General features: G+C 65.8%; 16 protein-coding genes and 3 tRNA genes. 13 read left to right on the top strand and 6 right to left on the bottom strand.

Annotation, left to right across the window (positions count from 1 at the left end; translation table 11 throughout):
* From B0684_RS03990 to lpxC, 5 genes are all read left to right on the top strand, one after another.
* Window positions 1-435, top strand: a 435-nt coding sequence (locus tag B0684_RS03990; RefSeq protein ID WP_463606921.1) for a D-alanine--D-alanine ligase, incomplete at its 5' end; no start/stop codon positions are given.
* A 65-nt stretch (window positions 436-500) separates the two neighbouring features.
* Entirely contained in the window at window positions 501-1,223 is a 723-nt protein-coding gene (locus B0684_RS03985) for a cell division protein FtsQ/DivIB (RefSeq protein WP_018168224.1), read from the top strand.
* 23 nt (window positions 1,224-1,246) lie between these two features.
* Window positions 1,247-2,482 carry a cell division protein FtsA gene (gene ftsA, locus B0684_RS03980; RefSeq protein ID WP_018168223.1) on the top strand — a complete coding sequence of 412 codons (1,236 nt, stop codon included), beginning with the start codon at window positions 1,247-1,249 and terminating at the stop codon, window positions 2,480-2,482.
* Window positions 2,483-2,582: 100 nt separating this feature from the next.
* Window positions 2,583-3,740, top strand: a complete 1,158-nt coding sequence (gene ftsZ / locus B0684_RS03975; protein WP_018144460.1) for a cell division protein FtsZ — start codon at window positions 2,583-2,585, stop codon at window positions 3,738-3,740.
* Window positions 3,741-3,864: 124 nt separating this feature from the next.
* The gene (lpxC, locus tag B0684_RS03970; protein ID WP_231362625.1) at window positions 3,865-4,785 is read left to right on the top strand and encodes a UDP-3-O-acyl-N-acetylglucosamine deacetylase; all 921 of its coding nucleotides are present in this window, start codon (window positions 3,865-3,867) and stop codon (window positions 4,783-4,785) included.
* 36 nt (window positions 4,786-4,821) lie between these two features.
* Here the strand turns inward: lpxC and B0684_RS03965 are convergent, their stop codons facing one another.
* On the bottom strand, window positions 4,822-5,259 hold the full coding sequence (locus tag B0684_RS03965; protein ID WP_018650517.1) for a DciA family protein: 438 nt from the start codon (window positions 5,257-5,259) through the stop codon (window positions 4,822-4,824).
* A 45-nt stretch (window positions 5,260-5,304) separates the two neighbouring features.
* On the opposite strand from B0684_RS03965, the gene B0684_RS03960 reads away from it, so the two are divergent.
* The 4 genes from B0684_RS03960 (at window position 5,305) to B0684_RS03945 (ending at window position 11,295) form a co-directional block, all read left to right on the top strand.
* Window positions 5,305-6,195, top strand: a complete 891-nt coding sequence (locus tag B0684_RS03960) for a M23 family metallopeptidase (protein WP_018168221.1) — start codon at window positions 5,305-5,307, stop codon at window positions 6,193-6,195.
* Between the two features lie 119 nt (window positions 6,196-6,314).
* Window positions 6,315-9,113, top strand: coding sequence for a preprotein translocase subunit SecA (secA, locus tag B0684_RS03955; protein WP_018168220.1), 2,799 nt, complete (start codon window positions 6,315-6,317; stop codon window positions 9,111-9,113).
* Between the two features lie 15 nt (window positions 9,114-9,128).
* Complete coding sequence (argJ, locus tag B0684_RS03950; protein WP_018168219.1) at window positions 9,129-10,340, top strand: bifunctional glutamate N-acetyltransferase/amino-acid acetyltransferase ArgJ; 1,212 nt, start codon at window positions 9,129-9,131, stop codon at window positions 10,338-10,340.
* Window positions 10,321-11,295: a Nudix family hydrolase gene (locus B0684_RS03945; protein WP_018650516.1), complete on the top strand. Its 975-nt coding sequence runs from the start codon at window positions 10,321-10,323 to the stop codon at window positions 11,293-11,295. The genes argJ and B0684_RS03945 overlap by 20 nt, the downstream gene beginning before the upstream one ends.
* A 32-nt stretch (window positions 11,296-11,327) precedes the next feature.
* Here the strand turns inward: B0684_RS03945 and zapD are convergent, their stop codons facing one another.
* Genes zapD through pilB form a run of 5 tightly spaced genes read right to left on the bottom strand, consistent with a single transcriptional unit; the run spans window position 11,328 to window position 16,652 of the window.
* Window positions 11,328-12,098 carry a cell division protein ZapD gene (zapD, locus tag B0684_RS03940; RefSeq protein ID WP_018168217.1) on the bottom strand — a complete coding sequence of 257 codons (771 nt, stop codon included), beginning with the start codon at window positions 12,096-12,098 and terminating at the stop codon, window positions 11,328-11,330.
* A 59-nt stretch (window positions 12,099-12,157) separates the two neighbouring features.
* On the bottom strand, window positions 12,158-12,802 hold the full coding sequence (coaE, locus tag B0684_RS03935; protein ID WP_018168216.1) for a dephospho-CoA kinase: 645 nt from the start codon (window positions 12,800-12,802) through the stop codon (window positions 12,158-12,160).
* Window positions 12,803-12,811: 9 nt separating this feature from the next.
* Entirely contained in the window at window positions 12,812-13,675 is an 864-nt protein-coding gene (locus B0684_RS03930; protein WP_018650515.1) for a prepilin peptidase, read from the bottom strand.
* A gap of 3 nt (window positions 13,676-13,678) precedes the next feature.
* Window positions 13,679-14,890, bottom strand: a complete 1,212-nt coding sequence (locus B0684_RS03925; RefSeq protein WP_018650514.1) for a type II secretion system F family protein — start codon at window positions 14,888-14,890, stop codon at window positions 13,679-13,681.
* Between the two features lie 43 nt (window positions 14,891-14,933).
* The gene (gene pilB, locus B0684_RS03920; protein ID WP_018650513.1) at window positions 14,934-16,652 is read right to left on the bottom strand and encodes a type IV-A pilus assembly ATPase PilB; all 1,719 of its coding nucleotides are present in this window, start codon (window positions 16,650-16,652) and stop codon (window positions 14,934-14,936) included.
* 218 nt (window positions 16,653-16,870) lie between these two features.
* Between pilB and B0684_RS03915 the strand changes: the two genes are divergently transcribed.
* From B0684_RS03915 to B0684_RS13930, 4 genes are all read left to right on the top strand, one after another.
* A tRNA-Tyr gene (locus tag B0684_RS03915) sits at window positions 16,871-16,955 on the top strand.
* A 57-nt stretch (window positions 16,956-17,012) separates the two neighbouring features.
* A tRNA-Gly gene (locus B0684_RS03910) sits at window positions 17,013-17,086 on the top strand.
* A gap of 44 nt (window positions 17,087-17,130) precedes the next feature.
* Window positions 17,131-17,206: transfer RNA gene (locus tag B0684_RS03905), tRNA-Thr, on the top strand.
* Window positions 17,207-17,272: 66 nt separating this feature from the next.
* Window positions 17,273-17,467: GTP-binding protein (locus B0684_RS13930; protein ID WP_233123382.1), on the top strand; the 195-nt coding region annotated here is incomplete at its 3' end.

Raw genomic sequence — 17,467 nt, 5'->3', positions numbered from 1 at the left:
GCCGCGCGGCTGCAGCCGGGGCAGGTGTTCGCGGAGCAGTGGATCAGCGGACGCGAGTACACCGTCGCGATCCTCGGCAACGAGCCGTTGCCGGTGGTGGAGATTCGCACCCCGGGCGGTTTCTACGATTACCACGCCAAGTACGAGGCCGACGATACCGGCTACATCTGCCCGCCGCCGCTGGATTCCAGCGCGTTGCTGGAGTTGCAGTCCATGGCCATCGCCGCCTTCGCGACGCTGGAGGGTTGCGGCTGGGGACGAGTGGACATCCTGCAGGACGAACATGGCGAGAACTTCCTGATCGAGGTGAACACGATCCCGGGCATGACCGACCACTCGCTGGTGCCCAAGGCCGCCGCGCAGGCGGGCATCGACTTCGACGAGCTGTGCCTGCGCATCCTCGATTCCAGTTTCGAGTGTGGAGGACTGCGTTGAACGCACGCCGCACAACGCGACCCGCGCGCCGCCCGCAGGCGCGGGGACCGTCGCCGCTGCGCCGGATGGCTGGCCCGGGGCTGCGCCTGATGTCGGGCATGGGGCTGGCCGCGGTGCTGGTGCTGGGCGCGCTGGCCTGGTTGCAGTTCGACCCGGATGCCTGGTTGCCGATCGAGCATGTCGAGGTGACCGGCAATCCGCAGCATGCGGATGTCGCAGCGGTGCACGAGATGGTCCGGACCCATGCGCCGGGCTTCATCGGTGTCGAGCTCGAGCGCCTGCGCGTTGCGCTTGAGGGACAGCCGTGGGTGGACGCGGTGCGCCTGCGGCGTCAGTGGCCGGACACCCTGGTGGTGGAGATTCACGAGCCGGTGCCGGTGGCGCAGTGGGGCGAGGACCATCTGGTCGATCGCCACGGGCGCCTGTTTGGCCCGGTGGCGCTGGATGACTGGGAGGGCCTGCCGGCACTCGCCGGGACCGACGGGCGCCAGGTGGTGCTGATGCATCGCTACCTGGAGGTCTCCGCACGCCTGGCCGATGCCGGGCTCGAGGTCGCCGGTCTCGAAGAGGGAGAACGCCACGACTGGACCATCCACCTGGCGGACGGCGTACGCGTGCTGATGGGGCGCGATGCCGATCTGGCACGACTGGGGCAACTGGTCCGCGCGGCCCCGGCGATTCGCGACTATCGCGAGGCCCCGGTGGAACGGATCGACCTGCGTTACCCCCACGGGCTGGCCGTGGCCTGGGCGGATGCGGCGGAAGACGGTGCGGGGAACGCCCGATGACACGAACGACAGGACGCAGAAAGATGATGGCAAAGAAGTCGGAACCCGGTCTGATCGTCGGCCTGGACGTCGGCACCTCGAAGATCGAGGCGGTGGTCGGGGAGCTGACCGAGGAAGGCGAGATCGAGATCATCGGCATCGGTTCCTCGCCCTCGCGCGGGTTGAAGAAGGGCGTGGTCGTGAACATCGAGTCCACCGTCCAGTCGATCCAGCGCGCGGTGGAGGAGGCCGAGCTGATGGCCGGTTGCGAGATCCACTCGGTGTATACCGGGATCGCCGGCTCGCACATCAAGAGCTACAACTCCACCGGGGTGGTCGCGATCAAGGACGGCGAGGTGGTCGCTGGCGACGTGGACCGGGTGATCGACGCCGCGCGCGCCATCGCCATCCCGGCCGACCAGCGCATCCTCCACGTGCTGCCGCAGGAATACATCATCGACGAGCAGGAGGGCATCCGCGAGCCGATCGGGATGTCCGGGGTGCGGCTGGAGGCCAAGGTGCACCTGGTGACCGGGGCGGTCTCCGCCGCGCAGAACATCGTCAAGTGCGTGGAGCGCTGCGGACTGCGGGTGGACGACATCATCCTCGAGCAGCTCGCCTCCAGTTACTCGGTCCTGAGCGAGGACGAGAAGGACCTGGGCGTGTGTCTGGTGGACGTCGGCGGTGGCACCACGGACATCGCGGTGTTTGCCCACGGCGCGATCATGCACACCGCAGTCATCCCGATCGCCGGCGATCAGGTCACCAACGACATCGCGGTCGCGCTACGCACCCCGACCCAGTACGCCGAAGAACTCAAGATCAAGTACGCCTGCGCGCTGCGCTCGCTGGCCGATCCGAGCGAGAGCATCGAGGTGCCCGGTGTCGGCGATCGTGCCGCACGCAGGTTGTCGCGCCAGACGCTCGCCTCCGTGGTCGAGCCTCGCTACGAGGAATTGTTGCAGCTGGTGCAAGCGGAACTGCGCCGCAGCGGCACCGAAGAAATGATTGCCGCCGGAGTGGTGCTCACCGGTGGCTCGTCCCGAATGGAAGGTGTGGTGGACCTCGCCGAAGAGGTCTTTCACATGCCCGTACGCCTGGGGGTGCCGCAACGCGTCACCGGGCTCCTGGATGTTGTGAAGAATCCGATCCACGCGACGGGGGTGGGGCTGTTGCTCTACGCCCGCGAGTCGCGCGCGGAGCAGGAGGCCCGGCCCGTGAGCAGCGGGTTCCAGGGCGTATGGGCGCGCATGAAGCGCTGGTTTTCCGGACAGTTCTGATGATCGGGGCCCCGGAATTTTAGGAGGCCGGACCGCTCTCCGGCCATGACGCAGGTAAACAGAAGTTTATGTACTACACACGCAACGAGAGGACGCAATCATGACGTTCGAACTGATGGACACCTATAGCCAGAACGCGACGATCAAGGTCGTCGGCGTTGGGGGCGGCGGCGGCAACGCCGTGCAGCACATGGTCAACTCGCAGCTGGAAGGCGTCGATTTCATCTGTGCCAACACCGATGCCCAGGCTCTGAAGAGCCTGGATTCCAAGACGCTGCTGCAACTGGGCGGCGACATCACCAAGGGCCTGGGGGCCGGGGCGGATCCGTCGGTCGGTCGCGAGGCTGCACTGGAGGACCGTGAACGCATCCAGGATCTGTTGCAGGGCGCCGACATGGTCTTCATCACCGCCGGCATGGGCGGTGGTACGGGTACCGGTGCCGCCCCGGTGGTGGCGCAGATCGCCAAGGAGATGAACATCCTGACGGTCGCGGTGGTCACCAAGCCGTTCCCGTTCGAGGGCAAGCGCCGCATGCAGGTCGCGATGTCCGGGATCAAGGCGCTGACCGAACAGGTCGATTCCCTGATTACCATCCCCAACGAGAAGCTGCTGACGGTGCTGGGCAAGAACACCACGTTGCTGGATGCCTTCAAGGCTGCCAACGACGTGCTGTTCGGCGCGGTGCAGGGCATCGCCGAGCTGATCACCCGTCCGGGTCTGATCAACGTCGACTTTGCCGACGTGCGCAATGTGATGCGCGAGATGGGCATGGCGATGATGGGCACCGGCACCGGCACCGGCGAGGATCGTGCGCGCGAGGCCGCCGAAGCGGCGATCGCCAGCCCCTTGCTGGAGGACATCGATATCTCCGGTGCCCGCGGCATCCTGGTGAACGTGACCGGTGGCATGGATGTCGGGATCGGCGAGTTCGAGGAAGTCGGCGAGGCGGTGAAGGCCCTGGCCTCGGAAGATGCCAATGTCGTGGTTGGGACGGTCATCGACCCCGAGATGACCGACGAGCTGCGGGTGACCTTGGTGGCCACGGGGCTTGGCGCGCCAGCGACGCAGTCCGAACGGCCGCAGGTGCGAGTGGTCGATGCCCAGCCGAAGAGGGCCGTCGGCTCCGATGTCGAAGTCGACCTCGACCAGCCGACCGTCAAGCGGCGCGGCGGTGACAACCTTGCGGTCGACTACAATCAGCAGCAAGGCATTGATGTGCTGGATATTCCGGCCTTCCTGCGTAAACAAGCCGACTGAGAACGGCTGTACATGCAGGGCGAGCGGAATCCTGCAATAATGCGGTAATCGTTGTGTGCATGAGGAGCCCGGGAGGGCCCGGGCTCCCCTTATGCGCTCTCCTGGAAGAGAGAGGCTCAATTCGTTGATCAGGCAAAGAACGCTCAAGAACAGCATTCGGGCGACCGGAGTGGGACTGCATACCGGAGAAAAGGTGGTGCTGACCCTGCGTCCGGCTCCGGTGAATACCGGGATTGTGTTCCATCGCTGCGATCTTGATCCGTCCGTGGAGATTCGCGCCTGTGCCGACAATGTCGGCGACACGCGGCTGTCCACCACGCTGGTCAATGGAGACGTCCGGGTTTCGACCGTGGAGCATTTGCTCTCGGCCATTGCCGGATTGGGAATCGACAACCTGCATGTCGATGTGAGCGCCGCCGAGGTGCCCATCATGGACGGCAGTGCCGGTCCCTTCGTGTTTCTGCTGCAGTCCGCCGGGCTGAAGGAGCAGGACGCGCCCAAGGAATTCATTCGGGTCAAGCGCAGCGTGGAAGTCCGCGAGGACGACAAGTGGGTGCGCTTTGATCCTTACGAGGGGTTCAAGGTCGGTTTCTGTATCGATTTCGAACACCCGATGTTTACCGACGGAAGCCAGCGCGCAGAGCTGGACTTCTCGTCCACCTCCTTTGTGAAGGAGGTCTCGCGTGCCCGGACCTTCGGGTTCATGCGCGACATCGAGGCCCTGCGGGCGAATCAGCTGGCGCTGGGCGGCAGCCTGGACAACGCCGTGGTCCTCGATGACTACAAGATCCTCAACGAAAACGGGCTGCGTTACGACAACGAACTGGTCAAGCACAAGATCCTCGACGTCGTCGGGGACCTGTACCTGCTCGGTCACAGCCTGATCGGTGCGTTCACTGGCCACAAGTCCGGGCATGCGCTGAACAACCAGCTGATCCGTCAGCTCCTGGCCGACGAGACCGCCTGGGAGAAGGTGACCTTCGAGGACCCGAGCGAACGCCTGCCGATCTCCTTCGGTCAGCTGGCACCGACTCCAGCGGGCTGACCTCACCCTGGAACACATGTTCCAGGGTGAGGTAGGTCAGTCGCGCTTCGGTGACGGCCTGGCCGCCCGGGCGAGGCGTTCGAGGGCGCCGGCCAGCCCGGGGTCCTGGATGCTGCTGGCGGTATCGGCCAGGATGCGGCGGGCCGCGTCCGGGATCTCGCGGCGCTCCAGTCGCGTGGTGGGCCGGGGGGGGCGTGGGGTGTTGGTCAGCCGGATACGTATCTGTTCGATGCCCTCGAAGCCCGCGGCACGCAAGGTCTTGAGCAGTTCGCGCTGCTGGAAACGCAGTTCGGTGGCCAGCCCGCGGTTCGCGCAGATGGCGACCAGGGTGTCTTCGCGCAGGGTGAACGCCAGTCGGCCAGCCTGCAGGGCGTTGCCGACCAGTCCCTCGAGGGCGCGTTCCACGCCGCGGTCGCGGCTGGAGTGCGCGGAAAAGTCGCGGGCGATGAAGCGGGTAATCCGCTGCGGCGTCATCGAGGGACTCCGGCAGTCCGCGGCGGAAGGAGTGAGAGGAATCGCATGCAGCTGATCGTACTACGTCCGGATGGTCTTTGTGCACGTCTTCCGTTGTGGGGCGTGGCGCTGGCGGGCACCCTGCTCGCGCTGCTGGTGGTGGCGGCGGTTGTGACCGCCTACCTGGCGGGGCAAAGCCAGCGCGAGGTGGTCAGGATCCCGGTCGCAAACACGCTGGATCCGATCGTGGTGGAGACGGCCGAACGCGAGGCAGCACGTGAAGGTTTGAACTACCTGGTTGACCGTGTGGTCGCGCTGGAACGCCAGCTGACGCGGGTGGATCTGCGCCTCCGCTCGGTTGGCGACTCCCTGGGGCTGGACGTGGCCGCACTGGAGCCGGAAGTTGGCGGCCAGGGCGGCCCGCTGCTGGACGGACCGGGTTCTCCGCTGGAGATCCATGACCGCTTGCTGGCGCTGGAACACCTTCTGGGTCGTCGCAGCGCCGCCGTAGAGACGGTAGGTTCCGAGCTACGCCAGGAGGCGGCTCGCGAGGCGCTGTCCCCGCAGTTTCGCCCGGTGGAGGATGACGCCTGGATTAGCTCGGCGTTTGGTTATCGCGAAGACCCGTTCACCGGGAACCGCCGCTTCCACTCGGGGATGGATTTTGCCGGGCGGCCAGGCTCGGACATCCGCGCCGCGGGCGGTGGTCTGGTCGTATTCGCGGGCCGCCGGAGCAGCTACGGCAAGCTCGTCGAGATCGCGCACGGCGGCGGCTTGAATACGCGCTACGCACACAACGCGGAAATCCTGGTCGAGCCCGGGCAGCGCGTGGAGGCTGGCGAGGTGATCGCGAAGATGGGGCGCACCGGTCGCGCGACCGATACCCACCTGCACTACGAGGTGGTCGACGCCGGCCAGGCCCTGAATCCCTATCATTTTCTCCAGGATCGGGACTGACCCTCCGCGGTCCTTCTCGGCCCCGCAGGGGCATGACCGGCTGCGCGTCTCTTGGCCACAGCGTTTCCCTGACGGATCGTTTATCCTAGCCGGGTTTCAGCCAACCCTTTCGGATCCCCATGGTCAAGCAGCTCGTACAGAAGATTTTCGGTAGTCGCAACGATCGCATCCTCAAGCGCTACACCCGCGCGGTCGAGCGCATCAATGCCCTGGCCGACTCCACCGAGGCGTTGTCGCAGGACGAGCTGCGTCACAAGACACAGGAATTCCAGCGCCGCCTGGGCGAGGGCGAGAATCTGGAGAAGCTCCTGCCGGAGGCCTTCGCGGTCTGTCGCGCGATGAGTGCCCAGGTCCTGGGGCTGCGCCACTTCGACGTCCAGTTGATCGGCGGTATGGTTCTCAACGACGGTCGCATCGCCGAGATGCGCACGGGTGAGGGCAAGACCCTGGTCGCGACCCTGCCCGCCTATCTCAATGCATTGACCGGCGACGGCGTGCATGTGGTGACGGTGAACGACTACCTGGCCCGCCGCGATGCGGCCTGGATGGGGCGGCTGTACGACGCACTGGGTCTGACGGTCGGAGTGGTGAATAGCTCCGGCGGTCTGGGGGTGGATTCCGCCTCCTATCTCTTTGACCCGGAGTACCACGCAGAAGAAGGCGGGTTCGATCAGATGCGTCCGGCGACCCGGCGGGAGGCCTATGCCGCCGATATTACCTATGGCACGAACAACGAGTTCGGCTTCGACTATCTGCGCGACAACATGGCCTTCTCGGCCGATCAGCGCGTGCAGCGCGCACTCAACTTTGCGGTGGTCGACGAGGTCGACTCCATCCTCATCGACGAGGCGCGGACCCCGCTGATCATCTCCGGCCCCAGCGGCGACAGCTCCGAGCTCTACGAGCGGCTGAACACCATCCCGGCCCAGCTGACCCGTCAGGAAGACGAAGAGAGCGAGGGTGACTACTTCGTCGACGAGAAGGCCAAGCAGGTCTTCCTCAGCGAGGAGGGTCACGAGAAGGCCGAGGAACTCCTGCGCCAGGCCGGCTTGCTGGAGGAGTACCAGACCCTGTACGACTCTGCGAGCATCGCGGTACTGCATCACCTGAATGCGGCCCTGCGTGCCCACGCGCTGTTCCACCGCGATGTCGACTACCTGGTGCGCGACAACAAGGTCCAGATCATCGACGAGTTTACCGGCCGCATCATGGGTGGCCGGCGCTGGTCGGAGGGACTGCACCAGGCGATCGAGGCCAAGGAAGGGGTTCCGATCCAGCGCGAGAACCAGACGCTGGCGTCGATCACCTTCCAGAACTATTTCCGCCTGTACGAGAAGCTCGCAGGCATGACCGGTACGGCCGATACCGAGGCCTACGAGTTCCAGACCATCTATGGCCTGGAAGTGGTCGTGATCCCCGGCAACAAGCCGCTGGTGCGCGACGACATGCAGGACCTGGTCTTCCTGACCCAGGAGGAGAAGTACACCGCCATCATCAAGGAGATCCAGTGGTGCGTGGATCGCGGTCAACCGGTCCTGGTGGGGACGGCCTCGGTGGAGAGTTCCGAGCGGCTGGCTGAAGCGCTGAAGAAGACCGGGATCTCGTTCGAGGTGCTGAACGCCAAGCAGCACGAGCGCGAGGCCGCGATCATCGCCCAGGCGGGTCGCCCGAAGGCGGTGACGCTGGCAACCAACATGGCCGGGCGTGGTACCGATATCGTGCTGGGGGGGGCGCTGGATGCCGAACTGGCCGAAGTCGACCCGGACGACAGCGCCCAGCAGGAGGCAATCCGGGCCGACTGGCAGGCCCGTCATGACACGGTGATCGAGGCCGGTGGTCTGCACATCATTGGCTCCGAACGCCATGAGTCGCGACGGATCGACAACCAGTTGCGCGGGCGCTCCGGCCGCCAGGGTGACGCGGGCTCCAGCCGCTTCTTCCTGTCGCTGGAAGACAACCTGATGCGGGTGTTTGCATCCGAGCGTGTGCGCAGTCTGATGCAGCGTCTGGGCATGAAGGAGGGCGAGGCGATCGAGAACGCCTGGGTCTCGCGCGCCATCGAGAATGCGCAGCGCAAGGTCGAGGCGCACAACTTCGATATCCGCAAGCAGCTGCTGGAATACGACGACGTCGCCAATGATCAGCGCCGGGTGATCTACGACCAGCGTGCTGAATTGCTGACCACCGAGGACATCAGCGAAACCATCGACACCTTGGTGGAGGATGTGGTCAACGCCCTGATCAACCCGTACATGCCGCCGGGATCGATCGAGGACGAATGGGACATCCAGGGCCTGCAGCAGGCCCTGAACGGCGAGTTCGGGCTCGACCTTCCGGTCCAGCAGTGGCTGGACGACGAGGACGACCTGCACGAGGAGCCGTTGCGCGAGCGGATCATCGGGCATGCCCGCGCGCTGCTGACCCGGAAGCGCGAGCAGCTGGGTGACGAGACCATGAACCGCCTGCAGCGCGACGTGATGCTGCAGGTCCTGGACAGCCAGTGGAAGGAACACCTGGCGGCGATGGACTACCTGCGCCAGGGCATTGGCCTGCGTGGCTACGCCCAGCGCAACCCGAAGCAGGAGTACAAGAAGGAAGCCTTCGCGATGTTCCAGTCCCTGCTGGAACGCATCAAGCACGACGTGGTGAAGTTCCTGCTGCGCATGCAATTGCGCTCACCGGAGGAGGTCGAGGCATTGCAGCCGAAGAAGGCGGCCCCCGCCGAGGATGATCTGCAGTTCCAGCACCAGAACCCCGACAGCCCCCTGAAGGCTGGAGCCGAAGGTGACGCCGAGCCGCGCGAACCGGTTGCGAGCGGCGAGGCCCCCTACCGACGCGACGAGCCCAAGCTGGGCCGCAACGAGCCCTGCTGGTGTGGTTCGGGCAAGAAATTCAAGCATTGCCACGGCAAGCTGTAGGGAGACACTGAGCCCATGGCCGTAGGATTGAACGCCCCGGAGGCGCTGCAACCGGTACCGGGGATTCGCGTGGCCGCGGTCGCGGCAGGGATTCGCTATCCCGGGCGCGACGATCTGGTGTTGATCGATGCCGGCCCCGACGCGACCGTTGCGGCGCTTTATACCAACAATGCCTTTCGCGCCGCGCCGGTCGTGGTTGCCGCGGAGCACCAGGCAGCGGGCGGGGCACGCTGGCTGCTGATCAACGCCGGTAATGCCAATGCCGGGACCGGCGAGCTCGGGCTCGCCGCCGCGCGCGCTTGCTGCGAGGCCCTGGCCGCGGTTACGGGCGACCCGGCGGAGGCAGTCCTGCCATTTTCCACCGGGGTGATTGGCGAGCCGCTGCCGGTGGAACGCATCATCGCGGCGCTGCCCGTGCTGCACGCGGGCCTGGCGCCCAATGCCTGGATGCAGGCGGGACGCGCGATCATGACCACTGACACCGTGCTCAAGGGTGTCAGCCGTCGGGTCGCACTGTCGCAGGGCGAGGTGACCCTGACCGGTATCGCCAAAGGTTCGGGGATGATCCACCCCGATATGGCGACCATGCTGGCGTTTATCGGGACCGACCTTGCCATCGAGGCGCAGGCGCTGGACGGTCTGCTGCGCGAGGCCAATCGCGACAGCTTCAACGCGATCACCGTGGACGGGGATACCTCCACAAACGACGCCGTGGTGGTGATGGCCAGTGGCGCGAGTGGGGCGGGGCTCGTCACAGCGGACGATCGGGTCGCCTTTGCCGCGGCTCTGGACGCGGTCTGCCTGGAGCTGGCCCAGGCGATCGTCCGGGATGGCGAGGGTGCCACCAAGTTCGTGACCGTCGAGGTGGTGGGTGCGCGGTCGCGTGAGGAGGCGGCGCAGGTCGCCGAGACCGTCGCGCTGTCCCCGCTGGTCAAGACTGCGCTGTTCGCCTCCGACCCCAATTGGGGCCGCATCCTCGCGGCCGTGGGGCGCGCCGGGGTGCCGGATCTGGAGATCGAGCGCGTGGCGATCCGTGTGAATGACGTCGAGATTGTCCGCGACGGCGGGCGTGCCCCGGAATACGCCGAGGCCGACGGCCAGCGTGCCTTCGACGCCGAGGAGATCCACATCCGGATCGACCTGGGCCGGGGTGACGCACGGACGCGCAAGTACACCTGCGACTTCTCCCACGAGTACGTGCGCATCAATGCCGAATACCGGTCCTGAGCCGGCGTCTTCCCCTCCGGTCGAGGTCGCGATCGGACTGATCCGCGACAACCAGGGTCGCGTGCTGGTTACGCGTCGCAGGAACGCGCAACACCTGGCCGGGCTGTGGGAGTTTCCCGGGGGCAAGGTCGAGAGCCGTGAATCCCCCGCGGTGGCTCTGCAGCGTGAACTCGACGAGGAGCTTGGCGTTGGCGTCGATTCGGCGGTGCAGTGCCTGACGATCGAGCACGACTATGGGGAGCGCGCGGTTCGTCTGCATGTGTTCCGCGTCACGGTTTGGTCGGGTGCGCCCCGTGGTCGCGAGGCCCAGCCTATGGAGTGGCGTGCCCCGGTGGACCTGGACCCCGCGGATTTCCCGGCGGCGAATCGCGCGATGCTCAACGTCTTGCGCCTGCCCGAGCGTTATCTGATCACACCGTCACCGGACGACGCCGCGCAGGCCGCTGCCATCGCCGGCCGAGTAACCGAGGCCCTGCGTGCGGGCCAGGCTGACATGGTTCAGGTGCGTGCGCCGGACTTGGGCCGGGTCGACTATTGCGACTTTCTCGCGGCGATCACAGGGCCCGCCGATGCCCTGGGCATCCCGGTCCTGGCGAATGCGCCACCGGATTGGCTGGCGGATTTTCCGCGGGTGGGGTTGCATCTGCCCGAGCGGCGTTGGCGCGAGCTGGATGCGCGTCCGGCGTCCGCTGGCTGGGTGGCCGCCTCGGTTCACGACCGTGCCGGTCTCGAGCGGGCGGCGGCCCTGGGGCTGGATTTCGTGGTGCTGGGGCCGGTGCAGGCGACCGCGACGCATCCCGGTGCCGAGGCGCTGGGCTGGGGGCATTTCGCGGACTGGGTGCGGGGTGCGGCGCTGCCGGTCTATGCGCTCGGCGGGATGTCTGCCGTCAGCCTGCCCCGGGCGCGGGCGGCCGGTGCGCAGGGTATTGCGGCCATTCGTGGCTTGCTGGGCTGAATCCGGGCCTCCCAGGCGCCCACGGCCCTCCCTCAGATCGCGCAGCAGCAGAGCCGGAACGGCACGTCGACATGGGCCGGTGCGGGGCGTTCGCGGAAATCGCCGGGGGCGAAGAAACGCACAGTAAAGCGCTGGCGCCCGCCGCTGATTTCCGGGTAGACCCCCAGCGCGGGGTCTACCGTCACCCGGATCAGTTGCCACGCGTGGGCGGTATCGAGATTGCGCTCGAAGTACCCGTCCTCGGCCGTCACCGGCTCCGCGGTGCCCGAGTGGCGCATGTAGCGCAGTACCTGGGCGGTCGCCTCGGCCACGGTGTTCAGCGGTTGGAACCATTCCAGCAGAAGTTCGGTGCGCGCCTGATTCGGCTGGGCCAGCCAGTAGTGGTAGATCGGCAGGTCGAAGTCGAAGGCCCCGCCGGGCAGGGCCATGCGCTGGCGCACGCTGGAGAAAAACTCGCTGCCACGGACGCGGTGATCGAGCGCGCCGGCCTGTTCCTCCAGCGCATCGTGCAATCGCTTCTGTGCATCCATGGTCTCGCGAAAGCGATCGGCATCGATGCCCGGCTGGTTGGCCAGTCGGGTCAGGTTGACCGTCTGGCGCTCGATCTCGCCCATCAGTTCGCGCTTGATGTCTACCCGGGTGACCAGGGCATAGATGTCCACCAGCGAGACCAGGGCCTCGTGATGATCGAAGGCCCGCCCGGACTCCAGTGCATCCCCGAAGCGTGCGTTCAGGGCCTCCAGCCGCAGCAGGAGGCGTACACGTTCATGCAGCGGTTGTTCAAAGGTCAGGGATTGGCTCACGGCGGACCCGTTGGGCAGGAGGACTGGAGGCGCATGCTGGTCCAGGAACTTCCGCAGTATCAGCTATTCGGGGGGCGTTTTTCCACCCGCGAGCGGATGGTGGTGGCCAGCTCGCGCAGGGCAGTGTCGCGTTCTGCTACCTGGTTCGCCAGTTCGGCATCCGACGTCTGTTCGGTATTGAGGATCTCGCTGTCCCCGCGTCGGCGGCGCTCGTCCGGGTTCATCTGGACCTCGAGGATGGCCTCTACCTCGGCGCTGCTGCGGCCATCCCGCTGGGTTACGCGTGCGATCTGTTCGCTGGGCTCGCAATGGACCACGATGACGTGATCGAAACGCGCCTCCCAGCCGGCCTCGAACAGCAGGGGCACCACGATCACGGCATAGGGTGTGGTCTCTGGTAGCGCGGCGAGGCGTTGTTCGATAGCGGCCTCCACCGCCGGATGAACCAGTGCCTCCAGGGCCTGGCGTTCGGCCGGGTCGGCAAAGATCCGGGTGCGCAAGGCGCCGCGGTCCAAGTGGCCACGGGCATCGAGTATGCCGGGGCCAAAGCGGGCCACGATGGCCGCGTAGAGATCGTGTCCCGGCGTCTGGAGCTCGCGGTTCAGGGTGTCGGCATCCAGTACCGGTGCCCCGAGGCTGGCGAAGAGCCCTGCAACGCGACTCTTGCCGCAGCCGATCCCCCCGGTGAGTCCGACCCGCAGCATGACGTCCGCCTAAAACCCTTGCGGGAAGTAGAGGGCCAGTAGCTCGTCGCCCCAGATCAGGGCGAGCCACCCGGCGGCGGCGAGAAAGGGTCCGAACGGGATCGGGATGTTGCGATCGCGCCCGCGCAGCAGGATCAGCGCGATCCCGACCACCGCGCCGACCAGTGAGGCCAGTAGCAGGATGACCGGCAGCGCCTGCCAGCCGAGCCACGCGCCCAGCGCCGCCAGCAGTTTGAAGTCACCGAAGCCCATGCCCTCCTTGCCGGTCAGCAGGCGGAAGCCGTGGAAGATCAACCACAAGGTCAGGTAACCGGCCGCAGCACCGATCACGGCGGATTGCAGGTCGGTGAAGGTACCGGGGATGTTGACCAGCAGTCCGAGCCACAACAGCGGCAGGGTGAGCTGATCGGGGAGTAGCGTCGTGCGGGCATCGATCCCGGAGGCGGCGATCAGTACGGCCGTGAAGACCAGCGCCAGCAGCCCGGCGCTACCGGGCCCGAGGTGCCAGACCGTTACCACGAAGAGCAGCGCGGTGAGTGCCTCCACTGCGGGATACTGCCAGCTGATGCGGGTGCCACACCCGGGGCAGCGACCGCGCAGGAACAGGAAGCTGAGAATGGGTACATTTTCCAGCGCCCGGATCGGGCGCTGGCATTGCGGGCAGCGCGAGCGCGGGCGGATCAGGTCGAATCGCACGCGCTCGTCGTTCGGCGCGTGCTCGAGGATCGCGCGCGCCTCGGTCTCCCACTCGCGTTCCAGCATCACCGGGAGGCGCGCGATCACCACGTTCAGGAAGCTGCCGATCAGCAGCCCGAACACCCCGGCAACCGGCAGTGCCCAGCCGCCCAGTTGGGCTCCGATCTCGGCCAGCATCCCCTAGATCACCTGACCCATCTGGAAGATGGGCAGGTACATGGCGATGACCAGGCCGCCGACCAGCACGCCGAGGACCACCATGATCAGCGGTTCCAGCAGGCTGGACAGGCTGTCCACGGCGTTGTCGACCTCTTCCTCGTAGAAATCCGCGACTTTCGACAGCATCGAATCCAGCGAGCCGGATTCCTCGCCAATCGCGACCATCTGCACCACCATGTTGGGGAACACGGCGGTATTGCGCATGGACCACTGCAATTGGCCGCCGGCCTCGGTCTCGTCGCGCATGCGCAGGGTGGCTTCTCGGTAGACGGCGTTGCCGGTGGCGCCGGAGACCGAGGTCAGGGCATCCACCAGCGGCACCCCGGCGGAGAACATGGTCGACAGCGTTCGCGCAAAGCGGGCGATGGCGGCCTTGCGCAGGATCGGGCCAAAAGCCGGGGCCTTGAGGACCATGATGTCGAGGAAACGGGCGAAGCGTGGCAGCCGCCGCCGGGCCTGAACGAAGACGAACCCGATGGCGACCATGACCCCGAGGATAGCCCACCACCAGCTCTGGGTGAACTCCGAGAGGTCGACCACCATGCGGGTGAATACCGGGAGGTCGGCACCGAAGCCGGTAAACAGGGCCTCGAACTGCGGGACCACGTAGATCAGCAGGATCGCGGTCACCACGATGGCCACCACGACCACCGCGGCCGGATAGAACAGGGCCTTCTTGATCTTGCCCTTCAGGGCCTCGGTCTTTTCCTTGTAGGTGGCGACCTTGTCCAGCAGGGTCTCGAGTGTCCTCGCCTGCTCGCCGGCCTCGACCAGATTGGTGACTAGGTCGTCGAAATGTCTCGGGTGCTTGGACAGGGCCTGGGCAAACGTCTCGCCGCCCTCGACGTCTGCTTTCAGTTTCAGGACCAGATCGCGCATCGCGGGCTTCTCGTTCCCGCGGCCGACGATCTCGAAGGCCTGCACCAGGGGCACGCCGGACTCCAGCATCGTGGTCATCTGGCGCAGGAAGTAGGCGATGTCCGCGGGGACGACCTTCTTCTTTCCGCCGGAGAGAAGCGACTTTGGCTTCTTGCGGATCTTGATGACGTTGATGCCGTTCTTGCGCAGCTCGGCACGGGCCGTGGCCTCGTTGTCGGCCGGAGTCTCGCCCTTGATCCGGGCGCCGTTCTTGTTCAGTCCTTCCCAGGTGTAGATCGTCCCGGAGTCGGCCATCCCCCTGTCCCCCTGTAGCTGGTGACCCGTGCCGGTTGCGGCACTAGTCCTTGGTCACGCGATTGACTTCCTCGAGGCTGGTCAGCCCCGCCATTACTTTCACGAGGCCGGCGCGTCGCAGGTCCTCGATGCCTTCCTTTTCCGCTTGTTCCGCGAGCTGCATGGAGTTGTAGCCCTCCAGGATGCCGCGCTGCATGTCGTCGCTGATGGGCATGACCTGGTAGATCCCCAGCCGGCCCTTGTAGCCGTTGGTGCATTGGTCGCAGCCCACCGCGCGATAGGAGACCACACCGGTCTGGATGTCGGCGTCGGTAAAGCCTTCCTTGCGCAGCGCCTCTTCCGGGAGCTTTTCCGGTTCCTTGCAGTTCGGGCACAACCGCCGCGCCAGCCGCTGGGCAATGATCAGCAGGATCGAGGAGGCGATGTTGTACGGTGGCACGCCCATGTTGGCCAGACGGGTGAGCGTCTGCGGGGCGTCGTTGGTATGCAGCGTGGAAAGCACAAGGTGACCGGTCTGGGCCGCCTTGATGGAGATCTCGGCGGTTTCCAGGTCGCGGATTTCCCCGACCATGATCACGTCCGGGTCCTGGCGCAGGAACGCGCGCAGCGCGCTGGCAAAGGTCAGACCCACCTTCGGGTTGATGTTGACCTGGTTGACCCCGGGCATGTTGATTTCCGACGGGTCTTCCGCAGTGGAGATGTTGCGGTCGGCGGTGTTCAGGATGCCGAGCCCGGTGTACAGCGATACGGTCTTCCCCGACCCGGTGGGGCCGGTGACCAGGATCATGCCGTACGGGCGGCTGAGCGCCTTGAGGTAGGCTTCCTTCTGATGTTCCTCGTACCCCAGCTGATCGATGCCCATCGCCGCGCTGCTGGGATCGAGGATACGCATCACGATCTTCTCGCCGTAAAGCGTCGGCAGGGACGAGACACGAAAATCGATCGCGCGGGTGCGCGACAGCTTCAGCTTGATGCGCCCGTCCTGCGGCACGCGGCGTTCGGCGATGTCCATGCGCGACATCACCTTGACGCGCGCAGTGATGCGCGGCGCCAGGGAATTGGGTGGGTGGGCGACCTCGTGCAGTACGCCGTCAATGCGGAAGCGCACGCGGAAGTCCTTCTCGAAGGGCTCGAGGTGGATATCCGATGCCTTGCGATTGATGGCGTCCATCAGGACCTTGTTGACGAAGCGCACCACCGGGGCGTCATCCGCGCCCTCGGCGGTGTCGGAGGACTCCTTGTCATCCTCCCCGCCGGATTCGATGGCCAGCCCGTCGAGGCCGTCGTCGCCAAGGTCGTCCATCAGCGACGAGGCGGCACTCAGTGCCGTGTCGATCAGGCGGTCGAGCTTGTGTGGCTCGACCAGGACGGCCTCGACGGGCATGCCGGTGGCGAACTTGAACTCGTCGGTGGCGCCGAGGTTGGTCGGGTCGGACACGCCAATGTAGAGGCGATTGCCGCGTGCCATCAGTGGCAGGGCGTGGTGCTTCTGGATCAGCTTCTCGTTGAGGTGATCCTTGGGCAGCAGTTCCGCATCGAAGCTCCCCAGGTCGAATACCGGGAGCCCGAACTCCTCGGCGGCGGCCTCGACCAGGCGGGCTTCCGCCACCTGGCCCTTGCTGGCAAGCAGGGTCATCAGCGGCGTCTGCTGGGACTGGGCTTCCTCGACCAGCTGGGAGGCGATGTCCTCCGCGATCAGGCCGGCCTCGACCAGGCGCTTCGCCAGCCCGGGTAGCCGCGGTGCCGTAGTGGTATTCGCCATGGGCCTCTGCGTATACAAACCTAGTGATGGGCCACACTCTACGTGCGTCCGCGGCGGAAGGGAAACGCGCTGCCAGGCAGCCGAGAGCCCCTTGCTGAGCTCCGATCATAGGAATCAACCCTGCAAATGACAAGGCTGTGGTTCGCCCCCTTGAGGGGTAATTCAGCGGGTGCTTGACGCTGTGCTTCGCGCTGGTTCAGAATACGCGGCTTGATCGAGGAGGGATACCCAAGCGGTCAACGGGGGCAGACTGTAAATCTGCTGGCTCAGCCTTCGGAGGTTCGAATCCTCCTCCCTCCACCATCGGGTTTTTCAAGCCAGCGGCCAGAAGCGGACGGTGGTGCGGCAAGCCAGGGTTCTGCGGGTGTAGTTCAATGGTAGAACCTCAGCCTTCCAAGCTGATGATGTGGGTTCGATCCCCATCACCCGCTCCAGATTTGGCCCGCAAGATGTCGGGCGAGGCCCTGGCGGTAGTTCGGCTCATGTAGCTCAGTCGGTAGAGCACTTCCTTGGTAAGGAAGAGGTCACCGGTTCGAATCCGGTCATGAGCTCCATATTAATGTCAGCGTACAACCTGCGTCGCTGTTGAGTTTTAGCGTCACGATCCGGGGAAGCGAGAGATGTCCAAGGAAAAGTTCGAGCGTAAGAAGCCGCATGTGAATGTGGGTACGATTGGTCATGTGGACCATGGGAAAACGACGCTGACGGCGGCGATGACGGCGGTGCTGGGCAAGAAGTACGGTAGTGAAGCCCGTGCATTTGACCAGATCGACAACGCGCCGGAAGAGAAGGCCCGCGGTATTACGATTGCGACC

Origin of the sequence: Thioalkalivibrio versutus (assembly GCF_001999325.1) — a bacterium.
Classification (GTDB): domain Bacteria; phylum Pseudomonadota; class Gammaproteobacteria; order Ectothiorhodospirales; family Ectothiorhodospiraceae; genus Thioalkalivibrio; species Thioalkalivibrio versutus.
This window is presented reverse-complemented; position numbering and strand designations above follow the sequence as displayed.